Origin of the sequence: Sphingobacterium sp. WOUb80, from assembly GCF_050058145.1 — a bacterium.
Classification (GTDB): domain Bacteria; phylum Bacteroidota; class Bacteroidia; order Sphingobacteriales; family Sphingobacteriaceae; genus Sphingobacterium.
This window is the reverse complement of the sequence record NZ_CP165617.1, coordinates 271,516-290,129: the sequence shown is the minus strand read 5'-3', so window position 1 is coordinate 290,129 and position 18,614 is coordinate 271,516. Positions and strand designations below refer to the sequence as shown.

The window sequence follows — 18,614 nt, the reverse complement described above, 5'->3', positions numbered from 1 at the left end:
TTACTTTTCTGATATAGTTATTTTTCTCCCATATACATCAAATTTAAAAGGTTCAACTTTTTGTAAAGCACTCAGCACCTGAGTAATATTTTCTTTGCTGAAGGTTGCTGTAAAACGGTATTGTTTTAATTGGTCGTTTTGAATATGTATATCCACATCATACCAACGTTCCAACGTCCGGCGAAGAGATTCAAAATCTTGGTCCACGATTTCTAATCTGTTTTCACGCCATGCAATATCTGGTATTTCAGCGATGTTCGATTCTACTGCAGGGATGTTCTCTATAGCAATTTCCTTAATCGGCAATTTGTTCGAAATTGGTTTATTCGTTTTATGCTGGACTGCAATTTCGTTTTGGTTCTTGTAAATCGTAATTTTTTGATTTGGCTTAATGATAACGGAATTTTCCCGTTGCCCTTTGCTCTTCATTTCAATAGAACCTTCGACAAGCAGTGCTTCTGCTGTGGGTTCATCGGAATAACTCTTCACATTAAACGTTGTTCCCAGGACCTTGATATCAAAATCAGAAGCTTGTACTACAAAAGGTTTCTCTTTATTTTTCGCTACCTGAAAATAGCCTTCGCCGGCAAGCCTTACAACCCGCAATTCCTGATTGAAATCAGCAGCGAGCTCAAGTCGGCTTCCTGAATTTAACGTTACGGTGCTCCCATCGCCCAATTCAAAAGTCTTTTTTTCACCCTTCTTCGTTTGGTAAACCTGCCCAATTGACGTGATAGGTAATATATTATCCACTTTGCTTGACTGTGAATAATACCAGAGTCCACCGGATACCAAAGCAATGAGTACCGCTGCAACAGCGCCCCATCTGGCCCAATTAAATCGATTTGACACAAAATGTTCAACGGAAGAATTTTGAAGATCAGTTTTCAATTTTTCCAATTGTTCATTCACAGGTTTACGGTTACCGACCAACAGTTGATATAGGCGCTTCGCTTTTAAAATAGTCTCAGCTTGTTCGGGATGGTTTAGGCTATATTGTTGCCAGTATAGAATACAGTTTTTATCTTCCCCTGAACAATACTTTTGAAAAGTATCGTCAATCAAAAAATCTTCTAACTGTTTATAATCTTTTTGGCTCATTCTTTTGGGTATTTACTCTATAGTGCCCTAAAGCCTAGCTTTTTCCTAAAGAAAATTTAAATTATTTTTCAAACAACTGTAAATCAATGCATTATTTTAAACAAAAACACCAACATACAAGTACTTTACAGCTATCGTACGAGCATGTTATTAATGAAGCCTTAAAATAAAAGGCCATACGCAAAACTTAGATATCCTTCAATTCCTCCCTCAGAATTTTTAAAGCATCATAAAGCGTATTGTAGGCCGTTTTCACAGACATCTGCGTCGTTTCAGCTATTTTTTCATAAGAATAGCCTTCAAAGAACTTCAAATTAACCAGCTGCTTCTGCCGAAAAGATAATTTCTCCAGTGCGTCCTTCAGACGGATCTGTATAATCTCATTGGTCTGTACCTTAATAACAAATTCTTCATAGGGCATTTCAACCCAGTCGTCCTCTGCTTTCACATTTTGAAGCGCAGTATTTATTTTATGCTGTTTCTCCAGTAGACGCAGAATACGTCTTTTCAAAAAAGTAATAAGATAGGACTGTACATTTTCTACCCGATCTAGCTGCTCTCTTTTCTCCCAAATTTTAACGAAAACCTGATCGGTCGCCTCGCTTGACAAATCACTGTCACCACAAGTACGTATTCCAAAATTAACAAGCTCCTGATAGAGCGCCGCATACAGATCAAAGAAAGCAGTCTCGTCTCCAGTACGAATACGTTCCCACAATAAGCGGTACCCCATTTTATTTCTCATAACAAAGCATATAATCCGAAAAAGGCTAATACAAGTCCCTATTCCAAAAGTATAAACTTAATCGGTAAAAGGAGAAAGAAAGGGAAAATTACATTCAAGCGAAGAACAAAGAAAATCATTTGAATTGAATATTGTAATTTAGTGCCATCAGAATCAAGATAAAAAATAAAAATGCAAAGGGCCTAATTGTGCTCTCCTAATAATCAAACACTCATGAAAACTATTTTTGCTATTGTAGGTAGTGCTAGTACACATTCATCCAATCACCATATTGTCAATCACCTCCAACAAGAAATAGGTGCCGATATCCATTTCACGCTATTTGACCGTCTAAAAGAACTACCGCATTTTGATCCGGAAGAGAGCCAATCTCATCCTCCTATAGAAATAATTGCACTTCGTCAGGTAATTAATGATGCAGACATCGTATTGATCAGCAGCCCAGAATATATTTTCAGTGTACCGAGCGGATTAAAAAATCTACTTGAATGGTGCGCAGCAACAACAGTTTTCACAGATAAACCCGTCAGTATTATTACCGCAGCAGCGCAAGGTGAAACAGCTCATGTCGAGCTACAACGCATTATGCAAGGATTGGGAGCTCAAATTAACGAAAAAAGAAACCTACTTATACAAGGAGTCAAAGGGAAACTGGATGCCACTGGAGCAATTTGGGACGAACAGCTTCATCTCGATCTAAAAAATCTAGCTGTACAACTGAATGAATACGAGTAGGCACCCGACAGTATTGCAGCATGCTATTTCAACTATGCCCTAAAAATTAGCTTAATCCATAATTTGAAGATTACTATCTTTACAATATGCAAGAACAAATTAATAATCCATTACACGGAAAAAGGCTCGACACCATTATTGAATATCTGGTAGACTACTATGGTTGGGAAGAGTTGGGGCAACGCATATCCATCCGATGCTTCAATGACAATCCCAGTGTTAAATCATCCCTAACTTTCTTAAGGAAAACACCTTGGGCAAGAGAGAAGGTCGAGCAGCTCTATGTAAAAACCTTGTTGAAGAAATAAGTTTTTTTCCTATTCCATAGCAACTAATCTGATTATTAAGCATATCTTTGCCGCCATGAAAAAAATTGCCGACTACCGGAAGTTACTTAACGTAGATAAATCTGTGGATCTTAAAACCCTGAAATCTACCTACCGAACAATCATGAAAGAATGTCATCCAGATAAATTTGTCAATGATGAAGAAGGTCGTTTGGCTGCAGAAGAAAAAAGTGTGGAAATGATTGAAGCCTACCATTTCTTGGTAAGCATTTGTCCGGAGACATTGGAACAACAATTACCGATATACACCGAAACAATTACCAATTCTGGTATTCAGGATATTGATTGGAAAGGACAAATATTAACAGTCACTTTTCATGATGGCAGTCAATATGAATATTTTGGTGTTCAGCGTAATGACTATATTAAATTTGTCAACGCAGATTCTTTAGGCCGATTTGCCCGCAGGCATATCTTCCATTCTTACCCTTATCGCAATGTATTGAAGACCGCAACAGTCGTATAAGCTCTCTGCTGTCATCAGCTATAAAAAGATAAACGCCCTTTATCAGATTGATAGAGGGCGTTTACGTAAAATGTTAAATGTTTAAAAGCTATCTATAGAACAATACTGTTATAAAATAGTTTTTAGTTTTATAATTTTAACATAAGGCCGGCCATTCCACCGCCGTAAAACGTATTTCTTGTACGATCTCTTCGCCAAACTTTCCATACCGTACGACCACCAGAAATTGTATTTTCATCCCTCTCCGCATAGTTCAAGCTGGGTGCAGCAAATATGGAAATCCGGTCACTTAATTTAAACGCCGGAATCACACGTAACGAAGATTGGTGGTTATCCAGCATTTTAAATTTCTCGGTCAGAAGATTACGCGTCGCTATTTCGGTACGGAGACTGAATTTAGATCTATTGAGCAATACAGCTCCTAATCCCGCTTCAAAAGCATATTTTTCAGGTCTATTACCTTCAAGTGCCACATTGATCGATAATAGGCTATAAAGGACACGTCCGCCGGAACGAAATTGCAGTCCAAGATAGCTCTCCTCATTAATGGCCAAGGCAAGGCTCTTTTCGCCGTTTTTAATAAAATTCAGCAAACCAATCGGATAATCACTACTGTCTGCAATATTGATTATTCCTGCTAACTGCAGCCCTTTTACTTTTTTAGCTTTATTTGCAATTCCAGCTATTTGACTTCCAACAGTCGATTGGCTGGCATTTAATATTCCCGCAATTTGTATTGTTCCAGGTGCTTCATTAGCCATATTGACAACTCCGGCAATCTGAACACCTCTCACCGTATCGACTTTATTCAATACTCCAGCAAGTTGAACTCCCTTCACCTCGGCAAAGACTCTATTTCCAACACCGGCTACTTGCACTCCTTTTACATTTCCTCCCACCGTATTGAAAACTCCCGCCATCTGCATGCCTTGCATATCATATTGGTTAATATTAAATACGCCACCAAGTTCAAGGCCTTTAACACCTGCAGTCGCTCCTCCAATAATATTTAGGGAAAATTTATTTACAATCTGTGATCGTATAAAACCATGCGTACTTAATCCCGGTGTCATCGAGATCTGGTAGGGACTATATAAAAACATCCCACCCAAATTCATACTTTGTATCTTCTGTGCAGGTGACAGAAATACTCGCCCCCAAAAAGACCGATAAAGACCGTGGTCTTCCTCATATCCTTCAAAATAGCCGTATTCACGCTTCTTTTTATCCCCAATTCGCGCCTCTATTGGAAAAATGACCATAACACTGGTATCCCGAAAAGTCTCTTTACTAACATTCACGGCGATGAGATTACTTTTTTTCTTTACGTCCAGTTCAAAGTAGCCATTTTGATCTGTCAGTGTGGACAATAAAGCACTTCGATCAAAGATGCTCGCATTGGAAATCGGATTATTGGTCCGGATATTTTTGATATATCCGGATATAACCACCTTGTTTTTATTGGGTGTCTTTACCTCAAAATCCACCGACATCCGCTGCGGTGTATATTGAATAATAATATGCCTTCCGAGTTCTTTGAAACTATACTCTTTCCCAAAAATCCGATCCAGATAGTCGTATAAATTTCCTTGATAAGCCCGGGTATGAATAACACTGTCTGTCTGTAAGATATTCCCATTAAAGGAAAATAACACATCCTGTTTCTCTTTTAATACCTGGAAAACTTCACCGACGGTAGTCGCTGCAAAAGCTGGCATCTGGATCTCCGTTGCCAGCTTTTGCTGTGCCCGTACCCAATGGAACGAACACAGCATGAAAATGAAAAGGTAAAGTTCTGCTCTCTTTATAAAAAATAGTATCATGTTGCTTTCTATACAATTTTGTTCCGAAAATATATTTATTTGATGGTTTATCTCGTCAGATGAATTTCCCTGTCTTTCACATTGACTTTTAATCCAAATGTGCTAGAAATGACTTTTAAAATTTCAGTTAAACTATTTTGCTCGAATTTCGCTGTCAACAATAATTTCTGATCGGAAGAATGATCTATAATAATCTTATAGTCATAAGCTCGGTTAAGCAACTCGACAACACGTTGCAATGTAGTATTCTCAAAATCAAACGCACGATCCACATAATATTTATAAAACTGATCCTTAACAGGTTCCTTTTCCACTTTAAGAGTATCATTGTCACGAATCGTAATCATTTGTTGTGGCCGTAAAAAGACTTCCTTGTCCGCATAACCTACCTTGACCAAACCCGTAGAAACGATGACTTCAGTTGCATCCGAAATCCGACGCACATTAAAACTGGTCCCCAGAACAGTAATTTTAGTTTTTCCAGTTTCAATTACGAAGGGATGTTTTTTGTCCTTGTGTACTTGAAAAAATACTTCACCCTTTTTCAATGCGACATTTCTATTCCTATTGGTCCATCTGCTTGAGTAGGCGAGCTCCGTGTTTTTATTTAATGTAACAAACGACCCATCAGGCAGAGAATCCTGACGCACTTGCCCCGTACTCGAAAGATACATTTCTTCACGGTGCGACTGATCAAATACATAGAATCCTACTGCACACATAATCAAGATACTTGCCGCTAGCCACCAGCTCCATTTTATCACCGATACTGTCTTTTTGGGGATTACCGTAGTATCTGACGCCCTGCTGTCGCGTACTGCTTTGAAGTCAGCCCAAGCCTTATCCACGTCCACATCCGGGACATCCAGGGGTTTCGGCAAACTATCCCACATTTTTTTCATTTTTATGTATTCCTCCTTATTCTTAGCATCTTCCTCCAACCAATTTTGTATCATGGCTGTCTCTAATTCATTGGTCTCACCAACGATATATTTTTCTAACAGTTCCTTATTCATAGTGTATAGATAAGAAAGCAAATAATCAATGTTAAATAATCCACAAGTTCGATACGCAAATGTCTCAGCGCCCTGCTCATATGCCCCTCAACAGTTTTTATCGACAGATCCAAGGTTGCTGCGATATCTTTATACTTCATTTCCTGAAAGCGACTTAACTCAAAGACCGTCCGGCTTTTTTCGGGTAATTCTGCCAATGCTACCTGTAGCTTTTCGTCCAAATCCCGCGTACTTTCATCAACCGCAGGCACAAAATCCTGCCGATGCTGCTCGTGTGATTGATATTTTAACTTTCGTTGCTCCTTTTTTAGCACATTCATACTCTCATTATAAATAGCCCGATATAAGTAAGCTTTTAATGAAGTATGTATCTGTTCCTCCCAATCGCGTTCCCAAAGCCGCAGAAACACCTGTTGTACGACCTCTTCCGCTATATCACTATTGCCTAGATACCGGTAAGCATAACGATGTAACTCCTTGTAATGTGCGCGAAAAAGCTGCTCAAAATTCTTTTCTTTATTTTCCGACATTGATCAATTCTGTTGTTTAAATAATCTGCTCTATTAGTAAGACATCCCAATAGACTATTACCCTTACAAATTTTTCATTTTTTTATCAACTTCAATTACCTGAACCAAATGATCGCAAATCCGTTAGTTGATCCTATTCTTAACTCTTTTCATATCAATACGACGACAAGCACCGTTCATTCTCCCGTCTGAACGATAAGATTCACCCAAGAAGCGCTATAGAAAAGTAATTATTATCACTAAAGGTAAGCCATCTATTTTATAAAATATTTTTTTTCTAAGGGTATACGGATTTTCCATTGTCATAAAGGAAAGAGCAACATACAATTGATAACAAATTAATTTGACAATGAAAACAACATTCAAAGCAGCCCTGTTGGGATTGACATTAATGGGATTAACAGGTACTACACAAGCACAGGACATCACTTATGGCCTGCAAGTCGGGAGCAACTATCATATGAGTTCCTTTGGCAATAAGTCTGTCAAAGATAATAATGGCAAAGTTGGGGTATCAGTTGCAGGATTTGCACGTATTGGAAATCGTGTATTCTTTCAGCCTGGAATCGGTGCCAGTCTTTTGCGCAAGGAGTATAACTTCGAAAACGGACAAAAAACGCCCAAATTCTATCAAATAAATCTTCCCCTTCAAGTAGGATACAAATTTTTGGAAAATGGCGACTTCAACCTCCGTGGAATGTTGGGTCCGCAGTTAAACTATGATGTTAAAACAGTCAAGTCCAGTGTAAATACCGATTATAAGAAATTTTCATTTGATGGAAGAGTAGGCATCGGTGTAGATATCAGTCACCTTACCTTAGACGCCTATTATAGTCATGGTTTTACCAGTGTCGACAAAACGCTAGATGCAAAAAATAAAACAATCGGTATTATGGTAGGTTACAAATTCTAATGAATACACTGTAGCACAAAAAACGCCATTCCAAATTGAATGGCGTTTTTTGTGCATTTACATTTTATTTTTTGTCAATAATTATTATTTTAGCCCTACCAAAAAATTATTCCTGATAACGGTCCTATTTCAGATAAACCTTTTATCAAATTGGAATAAACGGGATGTAGCGTAGCCCGGTATCGCGCCAGCATGGGGTGCTGGAGGTCGTCGGTTCAAATCCGGCCATCCCGACCAGAGAAGCTCTAACAAAAGTTAGGGCTTTTTTGTTTATAAGCAGGAAATAACTTTCAATAAAATCTCTAACATAGGTACAAGAATTTTTTATATTTGTATTATGAGAATGACTGTAATGTTATAAAATCCTTTTCTTGCTTAGTTCTTAAGCACGGCGCTGTGTACTATCCACATAGCGTAGATTTCTATTTTAAAATTTTATTCATTATCTAAACAAATAGGTCAACACGCAATTGTTGTTCCTACATAGTTTATATATCAAAAGAATTATGTCAGAAATACTAAGTAAAAAGGAAATAGAGCAATTCATTCTTAGTGGTTTTATTCGCATTGAAAATGCATTTTCAGAAGAAACAGCGGATGCAGTTTTAGATATCCTATGGAATGACCTTCCCTGTGAAAGGTCTAATCCGCAGACTTGGACCGAACCAGTTATACGCTTGGGTATGTATACTCAACAACCTTTTATCGAATCGTTAAATGCCGGAAAAATGCACCTAATTTTTAATCAATTAATTGGTAAAAACAAATGGATCCCCTGTCGAAATGTGGGTACATTCCCTGTTCGGTTTCCGTCTATTCAGAAACCAAATGATATAGGTAAACACGTAGACGCAAGTTTCCCGGGAAACGACCCGAACAATTATTTTGAGTGGCGAGTCAATGTCAAATCAAAAGGTCGAGCCTTATTAATGCTTGTGTTGTATTCGGACGTAAGCGAAAATGATGCGCCTACGATCATATATGAAGGTTCTCACATTGATGTGGCAAAGCTCTTAGCTAAGGAGGGAGAGTTTGGTCTTTCGTTTATGCAGCTTGCTAATAAGTTGGACGAGCTGCCTAAAAGGAAAGAGGTATATGCAACGGGTAAAACAGGTACAGTTTATCTTTGCCATCCGTTTCTAGTGCATTCAGCTCAACCACACAGTGGAACTCTTCCTAAATTTATGGCACAACCGCCCTTGCTGTTGAGGGGAGAATTAGCGATCACGGATTCCACAGACGGATATACTCCAGTTGAGCAAGCCATTCGTCTAGGCTTAGATTAATCTGAAAATATCACATTAAAAAGTGGTCGCAAAAGCGACCACTTTTTAATGTGATGAACATATACTTGCAACGTTAACAACGCATCAGAATAACCGTTGATCCTGTTCAAAATAGATTTTCCGAATCAATATAGGCCAATAGCTTGCAAGATCCCCCTCTTTAATCTGATTTACAAGGTCATGATCCGACGGGCTCATTCCTTTTAAATCACCCTTCTTCACGACAGCTCCTTCCCCTTTCGACAGCTGTAATTGCTCTTCTGCAAGTTCACGAAGCATCAGCTCATACTTGTTCTTTGACGGTTTACCCTGAACAATTTTTTTCAAAAGACCAATATTCCCTTGCTTAACTTTTTGCTGCACTTGTTGTTCAAGCCAGTCAGCCAATAGTTCATTTTTTTCCTCCGCATAAGGTTCACCAGCGCCCAAATTTATCGGCCATAACCTCGATTCCGCAATCTTCAACTTTGCCTTTTTATAGTTCTTCTCCAAGATAAATTGGTAGGCCAACATTAATTTGGTCTGCACATAATACCGATGACCTTCTGTCGCCCCTTCAAAAGGAAGTATGGTCACACCCCCTAATTCCTTCTCGGCACGCGCATATTCTTTAGCCAACAACAAAGTACGTACATGTGCCAGCGTGAGTATATAATTTTTTGGAAATTTGCGATGATACGCCGTAATTACCTTAAGCGCCTCCTCATAAGACTTACTATTATTTAGGAGCTCCACCAAATGTAGTCCATATCGCCATTCTTGTGGATCTACTCGTGTTGCCTGCTGCATCATCTTTACGGCCAGATCAATACGGCTTGTATCTTGTAAGCTTGATTTCAATGCATAATAGGCAGCGAAATCTGTTGGTTCCTGCTCCACGGTTGACAGGAGTTCTCTTGCTTTTTTGGGTTGATTCCTGAAACGGTACAATAATGCCGACAGGTAATCGACAGTCCAGCTTTTGCTGTTACTTTTTGCCCATTCGAATACACCATTACTTTCTTCACGAAATGGAAAGACAAAACTTGGCTTACTTTGCTCTGCCTGCGTTAACCATCCCTGACTGATCGACTTATTCGATCGTGTCAACCAAGCCAGCCAAAGTAAGGTTTCTGTATTCTTCTGCCCCAAACTGAGTAGATCGGTCGCAGATTCAAACTCGCCGAGGTCCGCATACCATACCGCCAACTCCATCCGCTTTTCGGAGGCAAACTCCTGCCTGGATGAGACGTCCTTCTTTTCCTCAAATTGGAGAAAGGCATTAAACGGATCATATTGGAGAATTGTCTGACGGAAAAGAGTATCTACTACATCCTCTTTTTTGCGCTGCACCAACAAGCTCATCTGCAAGGCATCGATGTTAAGTGGGTTGGCAACGACCGCTTTTGCGGTATAATCCCCAGCGCGTTCATATTGTTTTATCCGATAATAGTATTTGGCCATTTGCACAAAGGCAGCACTTCGCCAAGCCGGGTTTAACGAAGCAACTTCAAAACCATCCAAAGCGTCGTTCTCTTTTTTTAGCTTTATTGCAGCCATACCATAGTAATAATTTGCCTGTGCATCATAAGCATCCATAGACAATGCCTGCTGGGCATAGGTATAACATCGCTGATATTCCATTTTAAACCAGGCCAGTTTGGCCATTTCAAGATAGGTTTGTGAAGTAGGCGCTTGTTGAGCCAATTCTTTTAATTTGACTTCGGCAAGTGTATATTGCCTAAAGCGAATGAGATCACGTATCTCCACTAACTTGGTCTGACCGGTATCTGAGTTTGCTTCCGCTGAAATGACAGTTGGTCTATTCAATTTTGACCAGGATTCTTCTGTTCTGAGATTAAAATAATCTTTTCCTAATTTAAGATAGCTAGGTTTTGATAGGGTTGCAACCTTCAAGGAAGATCTTGTTGGCTCTCCCAATTTGGCTTCTATAAAACTTTTACTCAATACATTACCAACACTATCAAGAACATAAATACTATCTTTTAAAGGTCGCTTCGGATCTATCTCCAACAAAATCTCATCATTCTCTTTTTTTAGCTGAATAGCTGCCGACAGCTGAATATCCTTAGGTTTGCCTATCCCTGAGAATGGCATCCAGTATTCCGTCCAGATATCGCTTTGATAAGGAGCGAAACCAATTTGTTTAAATGGGGTCAGACTACTTGATGGAACATTTTGATTAAACAGGCGTCCGCTTTGGATTTCCACATACTGCCCACTCTTATCGGTCAGTAAATTTTCCCAGATCTTGCCATCTCCAGCCTGAGACCAAAGAAATATCTTTTTCCCTAATTTATCTTCCCGGAGCGCATAACGGGCCATTCCATAGTTATGATCTTGATAATAGACACCGAAAGCATTGCTATGTGCCCCCAAGACATGGTATGATTTAGAACTGCCGAAAGCATTCTCCCTATAATTAGAAAGATCGCGTCCCTGGTTATCAATAGGCCAAGCATGTGCATCTCCGTCATGACCTATATATTGATTTCCCGGATACAGAAACTTGAGATCCTGTCCGGCCGCAACCCCCAAGTTCATCCAGGTATAATAGGGTTGTTCGACGGCATTGGCATTAGACCAGAAAGAACGTGTTGAAAAATAACCTTTGTCCTTTTCCAGTCGAATCTCCAAAGTCCAGTTGCTACGGCTTAGCATATCATAAGCGTGGATAAAGCAACTTACACTTCCATCCGCGTTCTCCCGTGTAAGATAATCGACCGGTGTAGAGGTATTGGGTGTATGCCCAATAATACCATAATTAGCTTCAATACCACCACTCGTCCACGGCCCCCGCATGGCAATATCCCTAAATTTCACAACGCCATTGTTGTAAATATAGTCCCGCTTATTGACCTTATCATAGGCCGACCAAATTTTCCCACCGATCTCTGGCATCACCTGTACCCGAATGTAATCGTTTTCCAGGATAACGGTTTTCCAGTCCTTTTCAATAGCCGTATTTGTAAAACCATCGAAGCGAAAATAAGGGTATAATTTTTGAGCTGAGGCTATGGGATCCGGATCCGTAAAGGGATAGGTTACATAACGTTTCTTCACCTCAGAAACCTTTGCAGGATGCTGAGCAAAAACTCCAAACACACAATTGCCCATTGCCCATAGTAAAATCCACTTTTTCATTGGCGTTTTAATTTAAAAATTTCACAATTTTAATGGCATTCCCGACACTATATATCTTGTCAGCAGATTAAAGCCACAAGGTGGGCGTTGCTTCAGGTCGTTTCAAATCAAAGTAAATGAATCTATCATAGGCTATTTGTTTCCTTTGCATGGACAAAAAACCTACGATAGAATTCTCACTAATAGCTTGACATTGCTGCTATTCAATAATTAACAAAATGCCCTTATTTTTTTCTACTGAAATCGCATCCCCCAGTTTATAATGTGCTTCATTTTGAAAATTAGGGATGAGTGGTGCGGATAGTTTCGCTTTTCCAGGATCAATACCCAATTTTTCCCAGTCTATAGCCAATTTTACTGCAACATCACGTTCCGCCCAGCTAGCGACAGCCACCATAGCCTTACCAGCACGGCTATAAACGGTTGTCAGTACCTTATCATTGTCGGTTTTAACAGGAATATTTGGCGACCAATACCCGATCATTTTACTACCCTTAATGCCAAATTGATCCCATGCTTTCCATAAGTCAGCCGGTGTCAATTTTTGATAAGGCATCCTGTTGGTCATCCCGTAAAGCATACCTCGCCAAGGATTTCCACCATCTTGCAACATTTCACCCATTAAACCAAACGGAATACCACTCACTTCGGTAAGGAAAAAATCAGGTTGGTTATTCTCATAATCAAAGTACTCACCAAACCACAACCTATTGATGTACGGAAAATGTTCCAGATACAAATTCGCACTATTATTGAACCCATCGCTTTTATTATATTGATTTGCCGAATGCAAATCGATCAGTCCTGGTTTTCCATTTTTTGTCAGCACACGCTTTATTCTTTTCATGGTGACTCGATCGAAGGCAACATCATCCAAATAAATTCCATCAATACCAATATGGTCTACCAACCAATTCATACCTTCGACGTAATAGTTGTGCCACCTATTCATTCCGCTATTGATAATAGCCGCGTCTTTAAATTGGGGAACATACCATGCTGCGATATAATTTTTACCCACATGTTCTTGTAACCAGGAATATCCCCCTCCTTTTCCCGGTGAAAACACTTCTGTGCCGAGACTACGCAATGGATAGAGCTCATAAACCCGATTTGAAACCTCACGAACGGTATTGTAGATCTTGACTTTTAATCCCTTATCATGTGCCTGATCGATATATTGCTTCATTTCTTTTGTCGCAATAAATGGATAATTGATGTAAGGATTTATTTCATTTCCATGGTGGATATTGATCACATTGGAGCCACTTGCAACAACGGAATCAACGGGTTTGTATGCATGATAATACCGTTCATTCCACTGGGCTTCCGTATTGATCGGGTGAAAAGGGGTAATTAACAGGTTAAAATTGTAATAAAGCACATCGCCTTTTTTGAGTTCACGGGCTCCGCTGTAACTATTGACCAAAACCGATTTTCCTTTCAGACCAATATCTATCCCCCCTTTATTTTCATTGCCCCAGGACTGCGGCAACACAAGTGGTTTTTGAAGATAAAAATTCGTATTGAGTGGCCGAGAATAATGCTCATCGCGAAGCGAAAACTGAAGTCCTGCATCCACAGCCCCTATCCAGCCACCATCCTGATTTTTGTGAGCCACATCCCATTTCCAAGAGAGTTGTTCAGGTCTCTTTCCTCCTTTTTGCCCCAGTCCCATAAAATAATCCGTCTTATCGGGCATCATTGGGATATGCATTGTGGCATCTTTTAAAGACAGATCCTTTAGTGCCGTCAGCTTGACCACATAATGCATATAACCATCAAATTCCAAAGTACCCTCGACTTCCATCGTTAGATCGGAAGATTCGTTTTTGGCCGTCCAGCGATATTCTCCTTCACTTTTGGCCTGGAATTGAACCCCTCCCGCTTTTAACTGGATTTCCTTTCCGTCTGAAGCACTATAAAAATGAAAATGAAGCGGTTCAAATAAGAGATTATTCGCCTTGGACGATATTTCGGTCAATTCAGGCGTAAAGAAGGTGCTGATCTGTTTTGGAAAACCACTCGCATGGAGTTTCACCTCGCGGCCTAAAATATGTAAGGTAGAGTCCGCTTTTAATTCAATAGCAGTATAAGGCGCAACCACTGTATTTTTTTGGGCCAATGTCGAATTGAGCCATGGTAGTCGCGTCATTTTCCAAGGCTGATCAACACTGGATACTTCTCCTGAAGCATTTGAAACCTTTATTTCCACGTTAACCTGTTTCGCGACGGCATTTTTAGGTTTCACCGTGACTACACCTTGGTAGGTTCCCGTTGCTATGTTCTCCGGTATCTGAATACCACACCACAATGCCTGCACCCGATCTTTGGGTACGCTCACCTTGAGCGACATGGGGTTTCCGGTATAATCAGTACCTTGGGTATTAATACAATTCAGGCTATTCGCTGGAATAATCGCCCCATCATTTGCTTTAAAATCCGAGAAAGAAATTTGGACGTCATGGAGTTCCTGTTTAGGCGACCACAGTCCCAGTTGAAATGCATAGAACTCGCCCTGTTGACCTATCCCTTTCAATGTATTTAACGCTTTCTCTTTCTCAACCCAACGTTTTGGAAGGTTGCTTTCCATCTTGATCGGAAACTCTCTTAGTTCGGGAAAAAGATAATAAGCGCTATTGGCATTTCTACTCAAAAAACTCCGAACCTCTTCTGCACGCGCAATCACTTCCATCGGATCATTACTATTGTATTTATCTACGGCATCAAAGCGTGCAACAGTAACTCCTTTTGAGTTCCCTGCCCCATGTTGTGCTACTTTCGCTGGCGCTGAAACGGCATTTTTAAGATAAATTGCATCCGGATAATTGCGGCTGCGGCCACCCATCTGATACGGTAAATAATAGACATAGTAAACCCCCTTCCCGGAAATTGGCTTAAACCGTAGTCCACCAGATTCCGTATTCATCCAAAGATAAGAGCTGGGTGCGATTTGCTTATTGCTGGCACTGTCGACGATAATAACTTGCTGATTTGCCTCAACCCAGCGATTTCGCCACGGAATAGTAACCTGCACCTCCTTCTGATCCGTATTTACCTGAAGCACAGCACGGTGATTACCGAGCAGGTCAGCATCCCACTTCTGCGCCTCCGGAGGGTAGGCCAATTGTGCTTGGACAGAATTTGTCAATAACGATACGGCAAGGATAATTGCCAGCTGATAAGAGGCTGTTCTTTTTTTCATGCGAATAGTATTTATTCATTTTTCTTGTCTTTATCAGGCTTTCCTATAAACCTGACACGATTTACAAGCTGAACTGCTTCCCCAAAATGAGTCCGTAGTGCAGCTACTTTTATTGGTCAATAAGAGGTTTAAAATTAAGTTTTATTCCTAAAATCTTCGCCTAGTTTTGTCTGTATTTACGCCAAGTTTCCTCCGGTACATAAATAGCTCGATAAGGAATAAAATACGCGTTTAATTCCCAAAGCACTTTCCCTTTTTTATCCGTCACCAGTACACTGCCGGTTTTCGAGCTTGTCTGCAACAAATTGCCATTATTCAATTCATAGGCACTCCCCATTCTTGCTGTAAACTGCTTTTTAGGAATTGGGGCCGCATAAGCTAACGTTGCCGTTTTATTCTTTTGATCAAGATTAAAAGCAATTGCCCGTGATTGTTTATTGGCCGTTGTACTATCACGCGGAGAGAAATCGCCATTATCAAAAAGTAACAGCTCACCTGTTTTTGTGATATGTGGTGCATGCTGGAAATAAAACAATTCACTATCTTTTAATTTGTAATCGCCACCTTTACCCAATTTCCAAAGAATATCACCGGTTTTGGCATCAATTTTCCAAACCTGATTTTCTATTGGTGACGAAGTTAGATAATTGTTATCACGATCGAAGGAAATGGTATTAAAATGAAATCGGTCATGCTTAAGGCTATCCAATTTTTTATCGTTCTGAATATCCCATTTTTCCCAGGGAGACCATTTCTTCAAGATATTACCTTTTGTATCCATCGTCAAAATAGCATCCCCCCAAAGGGTATCTTTTGGATGATTGGGGCGATCGTCAATCCTGAAATCTCGCACAATGCCTACAATATTATTCTTGTCATCCATCTGCACATCATGGTGCATGATAATCCCCTTTTTTTCTAAATCAATACGTGCAATTTCTTTACCCGTCAGATCGATTTCAACCAAAACTGTCCCACCGACAAATCCGATACGGCCGCTTCTCAGGTAATAACTTGCATTAGTCGATTTCTTACTAGGCTGATTTGGCTTGTTAAATTCATCTTTACTCGCCGGAGCCAATAAGGCAAGGATAGTACCCCTGGGGGTCAGTGAAGCAAGGCGTACCCCCAGCTTTTCGTCCTGCCAATACCATCTAATGGTTCCCTTGCCGTCAACCATGGCCATATAACCCGGAAATCCCCGATAGCATAATAGCACCAAACCATTGCCTAAAGCTTTTTCATCGTGTGGATGATCCGCCTTGATCCAGTCGTGTACCATCCATGGTGATTGCGGCCTTGTTGTAAAGGATTGTTCGCTCGATTTTATGGGAATAATCCGATCTATAATAACCCGAAACTTATAACTTGTATTTGGTTCAAGCGTCATTAAGTGAATATTATGCTGAACAGCAGCATTTGAGACAGTTGTTTTATAAGACTGTTTATCCCCTTCTTTCCAATACTCCACATACACGGCTTCCGCCTTATTTAGTTTCACCTGAATAGCAGCATTGAGCGGTAAATTATTGGGAGAAGTCAACTGAATATTCTCAATGTCAACTTGATGTGCATAATAATAGTAAGCAGCAAATGCCACTATGGCCACCACAATCAGTGCAATAATTGCTTTAATTGGTTTCATCTGTAAATAATTTCAATTCCATTGGTCTATCAAACAAAGCGCACTACTGAACGTAGCGCGCTTTTAGCTCAGATTATTTAGGCAATCGCGATGGATTAGCTGTCGTCATCTCCTGGTGCATACGTGCTTCTTCCAATGGGTAAGGGAAATAACGCATTGCTTCGGTCACATTTTCTTTCAATCCACGTCCTTTCAGGTAAGCATTACTTACTTTTTCATAACGTCCTAAGCGGATCAGATCCTGACGTCTTTTGTATTCAAAGACAAGCTCAAAACCACGTTCGTCAACAAGAGCATCAATCATGTTTTCCTTACTGGTAGGAATTGGAAAGTTCGGATGTTGACCATATTCAGGTGCTCCGGCTCTCCTACGCACTTCGTTAATATAGGGCAATGCTGCTGCTGGTCCACTCAACGCGTTTTCAATTTCAGCTTTGCACAAAATAACATCTGCTAAACGAAAAACTTGTATTGTCCGTCCATCCAAATAGGAATTATTAACCATATCGTAGGAATACTTCTTGGTTGCGACGTTTTGGAGGAATTTTACCGTATCACTTGGTGGTGTAGTCTGCCCCTTAGCCGGTAACATATAAAAGAACCCATACTTTGTGTTTTTGTCTCGTACTGCCTTTCCCGTGTAATTATAATAGAAAAACTTTTTACGTGGGTCCAGATCACTATATTTTCGCCAGAAATCAAGGGAAACACCATAGTACTGCCATCTGTCAGGTACTTCGGGATTGTCAGTCGGTCCAAAGTGATTGGTAATCTCGCCCCCATTTAATGTAGGCTCATGCAAGATGCCAAAGATCAGTCCCATGTCCATTTTATTTTTATCGGACCATTCGCTTTTGAAATCAGGATTCAGTTTATACACCCCCTTATCACGCAAAGCCAAAACCTGATCAATATAAATTTTAGCTTTATCATAATTATGCGACCGCATGTACATTTTACCCATCAGCGTCAATGCTGCACCTTTAGTCGCTCTACCAAGATCCGTCCCCCATTTCTCGGGCAAATTATCGATAGCATACTGACAATCTTCAGCAATTTGTGCATCGATCTTTTCGACAGCAACCAAAGGTTCATTGTAGCTTTCCGTTGGATTCTTGACTGTAGTAATTAATGGCACAGGTCCCCAAGCATCGGTGAGATCCATATAGGATAATGAACGCAAGAATCTAGCCTGGGCAATAATTTCCTTTTTACGGTTATCAGGAATCGCGACATTCTCGATACGTTCGATTAACATATTTGCGTTACTGATCACTTGGTACATATTCTGATAATTGTACTTAAAATACCGATTATTATCATCATAGGTAAAGTTACTCATCCGTGTAGGATCCCCTGCTGCAGTTGAAAAACCTATATCCGTTGCGTAATCGGTAATCATCACCAAATAACCCGCATAATACAAATAGGCATCCCCTGGATAAGGAGACAAACTCGTATATACACCTGTTAATGCAGCATTGATATCGCTCTCTGTTGAATAAGCGTTTTTTGTTGTGAGATCACTGTATAATTTCGGTTCCAGTTTAGTACAGCTATTCAAGCTTAAGCTCAAGCTCAAAACAGAAGCTATGCTCGCCATACCCAAGATATATTTTATATTATTTTTAATCGTCTTCATGTCATTTGGAATTTAG

The 18,614-nt window shown here is 40.0% G+C and carries 14 protein-coding genes and 1 tRNA gene; 6 read left to right on the top strand and 9 right to left on the bottom strand.

Going from position 1 to position 18,614, the window contains the following annotated elements:
* Entirely contained in the window at positions 1–1,101 is a 1,101-nt protein-coding gene (locus tag AB1Z56_RS01110; RefSeq protein WP_426790844.1) for a FecR family protein, read from the bottom strand.
* A 187-nt stretch (positions 1,102–1,288) separates the two neighbouring features.
* Positions 1,289–1,846 carry an RNA polymerase sigma factor gene (locus AB1Z56_RS01105; RefSeq protein WP_293902630.1) on the bottom strand — a complete coding sequence of 186 codons (558 nt, stop codon included), beginning with the start codon at positions 1,844–1,846 and terminating at the stop codon, positions 1,289–1,291.
* Between the two features lie 213 nt (positions 1,847–2,059).
* Here AB1Z56_RS01105 and AB1Z56_RS01100 point away from each other — a divergent pair, with 213 nt between their 5' ends.
* The 3 genes from AB1Z56_RS01100 to AB1Z56_RS01090 all read left to right on the top strand — a co-directional run bounded on the left by AB1Z56_RS01100 (position 2,060) and on the right by AB1Z56_RS01090 (position 3,394).
* Positions 2,060–2,581 carry an NADPH-dependent FMN reductase gene (locus AB1Z56_RS01100; RefSeq protein ID WP_426790843.1) on the top strand — a complete coding sequence of 174 codons (522 nt, stop codon included), beginning with the start codon at positions 2,060–2,062 and terminating at the stop codon, positions 2,579–2,581.
* Positions 2,582–2,667: 86 nt separating this feature from the next.
* On the top strand, positions 2,668–2,889 hold the full coding sequence (locus tag AB1Z56_RS01095; protein WP_426790842.1) for a VF530 family DNA-binding protein: 222 nt from the start codon (positions 2,668–2,670) through the stop codon (positions 2,887–2,889).
* A gap of 55 nt (positions 2,890–2,944) precedes the next feature.
* Positions 2,945–3,394: a KTSC domain-containing protein gene (locus tag AB1Z56_RS01090; protein ID WP_309364970.1), complete on the top strand. Its 450-nt coding sequence runs from the start codon at positions 2,945–2,947 to the stop codon at positions 3,392–3,394.
* A 128-nt stretch (positions 3,395–3,522) separates the two neighbouring features.
* On the opposite strand, the gene AB1Z56_RS01085 is transcribed toward AB1Z56_RS01090, so the two are convergent.
* The 3 genes from AB1Z56_RS01085 to AB1Z56_RS01075 are packed head-to-tail and all read right to left on the bottom strand — an operon-like array spanning position 3,523 to position 6,763.
* Positions 3,523–5,217, bottom strand: coding sequence for a hypothetical protein (locus AB1Z56_RS01085; RefSeq protein WP_426790841.1), 1,695 nt, complete (start codon positions 5,215–5,217; stop codon positions 3,523–3,525).
* 47 nt (positions 5,218–5,264) lie between these two features.
* A complete protein-coding gene (locus AB1Z56_RS01080) occupies positions 5,265–6,233 on the bottom strand; it encodes a FecR family protein (protein WP_426790840.1) in 969 nt (322 codons plus the stop codon).
* Positions 6,230–6,763, bottom strand: a complete 534-nt coding sequence (locus AB1Z56_RS01075) for an RNA polymerase sigma-70 factor (protein ID WP_309364964.1) — start codon at positions 6,761–6,763, stop codon at positions 6,230–6,232. The genes AB1Z56_RS01080 and AB1Z56_RS01075 overlap by 4 nt, the downstream gene beginning before the upstream one ends.
* A 349-nt stretch (positions 6,764–7,112) precedes the next feature.
* Between AB1Z56_RS01075 and AB1Z56_RS01070 the strand changes: the two genes are divergently transcribed.
* From AB1Z56_RS01070 to AB1Z56_RS01060, 3 genes are all read left to right on the top strand, one after another.
* Positions 7,113–7,676, top strand: a complete 564-nt coding sequence (locus AB1Z56_RS01070; protein ID WP_426790839.1) for a porin family protein — start codon at positions 7,113–7,115, stop codon at positions 7,674–7,676.
* A gap of 160 nt (positions 7,677–7,836) precedes the next feature.
* Positions 7,837–7,913 (top strand) — tRNA-Pro (locus AB1Z56_RS01065).
* A 269-nt stretch (positions 7,914–8,182) separates the two neighbouring features.
* On the top strand, positions 8,183–8,962 hold the full coding sequence (locus tag AB1Z56_RS01060; RefSeq protein ID WP_426790838.1) for a phytanoyl-CoA dioxygenase: 780 nt from the start codon (positions 8,183–8,185) through the stop codon (positions 8,960–8,962).
* An 84-nt stretch (positions 8,963–9,046) separates the two neighbouring features.
* Here AB1Z56_RS01060 and AB1Z56_RS01055 read toward each other — a convergent pair whose 3' ends face one another.
* The 4 genes from AB1Z56_RS01055 to AB1Z56_RS01040 form a co-directional block, all read right to left on the bottom strand.
* Entirely contained in the window at positions 9,047–12,106 is a 3,060-nt protein-coding gene (locus AB1Z56_RS01055; protein ID WP_426790837.1) for a DUF5107 domain-containing protein, read from the bottom strand.
* A 199-nt stretch (positions 12,107–12,305) separates the two neighbouring features.
* The gene (locus tag AB1Z56_RS01050) at positions 12,306–15,311 is read right to left on the bottom strand and encodes a glycoside hydrolase domain-containing protein (RefSeq protein ID WP_426790836.1); all 3,006 of its coding nucleotides are present in this window, start codon (positions 15,309–15,311) and stop codon (positions 12,306–12,308) included.
* Between the two features lie 160 nt (positions 15,312–15,471).
* On the bottom strand, positions 15,472–16,956 hold the full coding sequence (locus AB1Z56_RS01045) for an aryl-sulfate sulfotransferase (protein WP_426790835.1): 1,485 nt from the start codon (positions 16,954–16,956) through the stop codon (positions 15,472–15,474).
* A gap of 73 nt (positions 16,957–17,029) precedes the next feature.
* A complete protein-coding gene (locus tag AB1Z56_RS01040) occupies positions 17,030–18,598 on the bottom strand; it encodes a RagB/SusD family nutrient uptake outer membrane protein (protein ID WP_426790834.1) in 1,569 nt (522 codons plus the stop codon).
* Between the last annotated feature and the right edge of the window lie 16 nt (positions 18,599–18,614).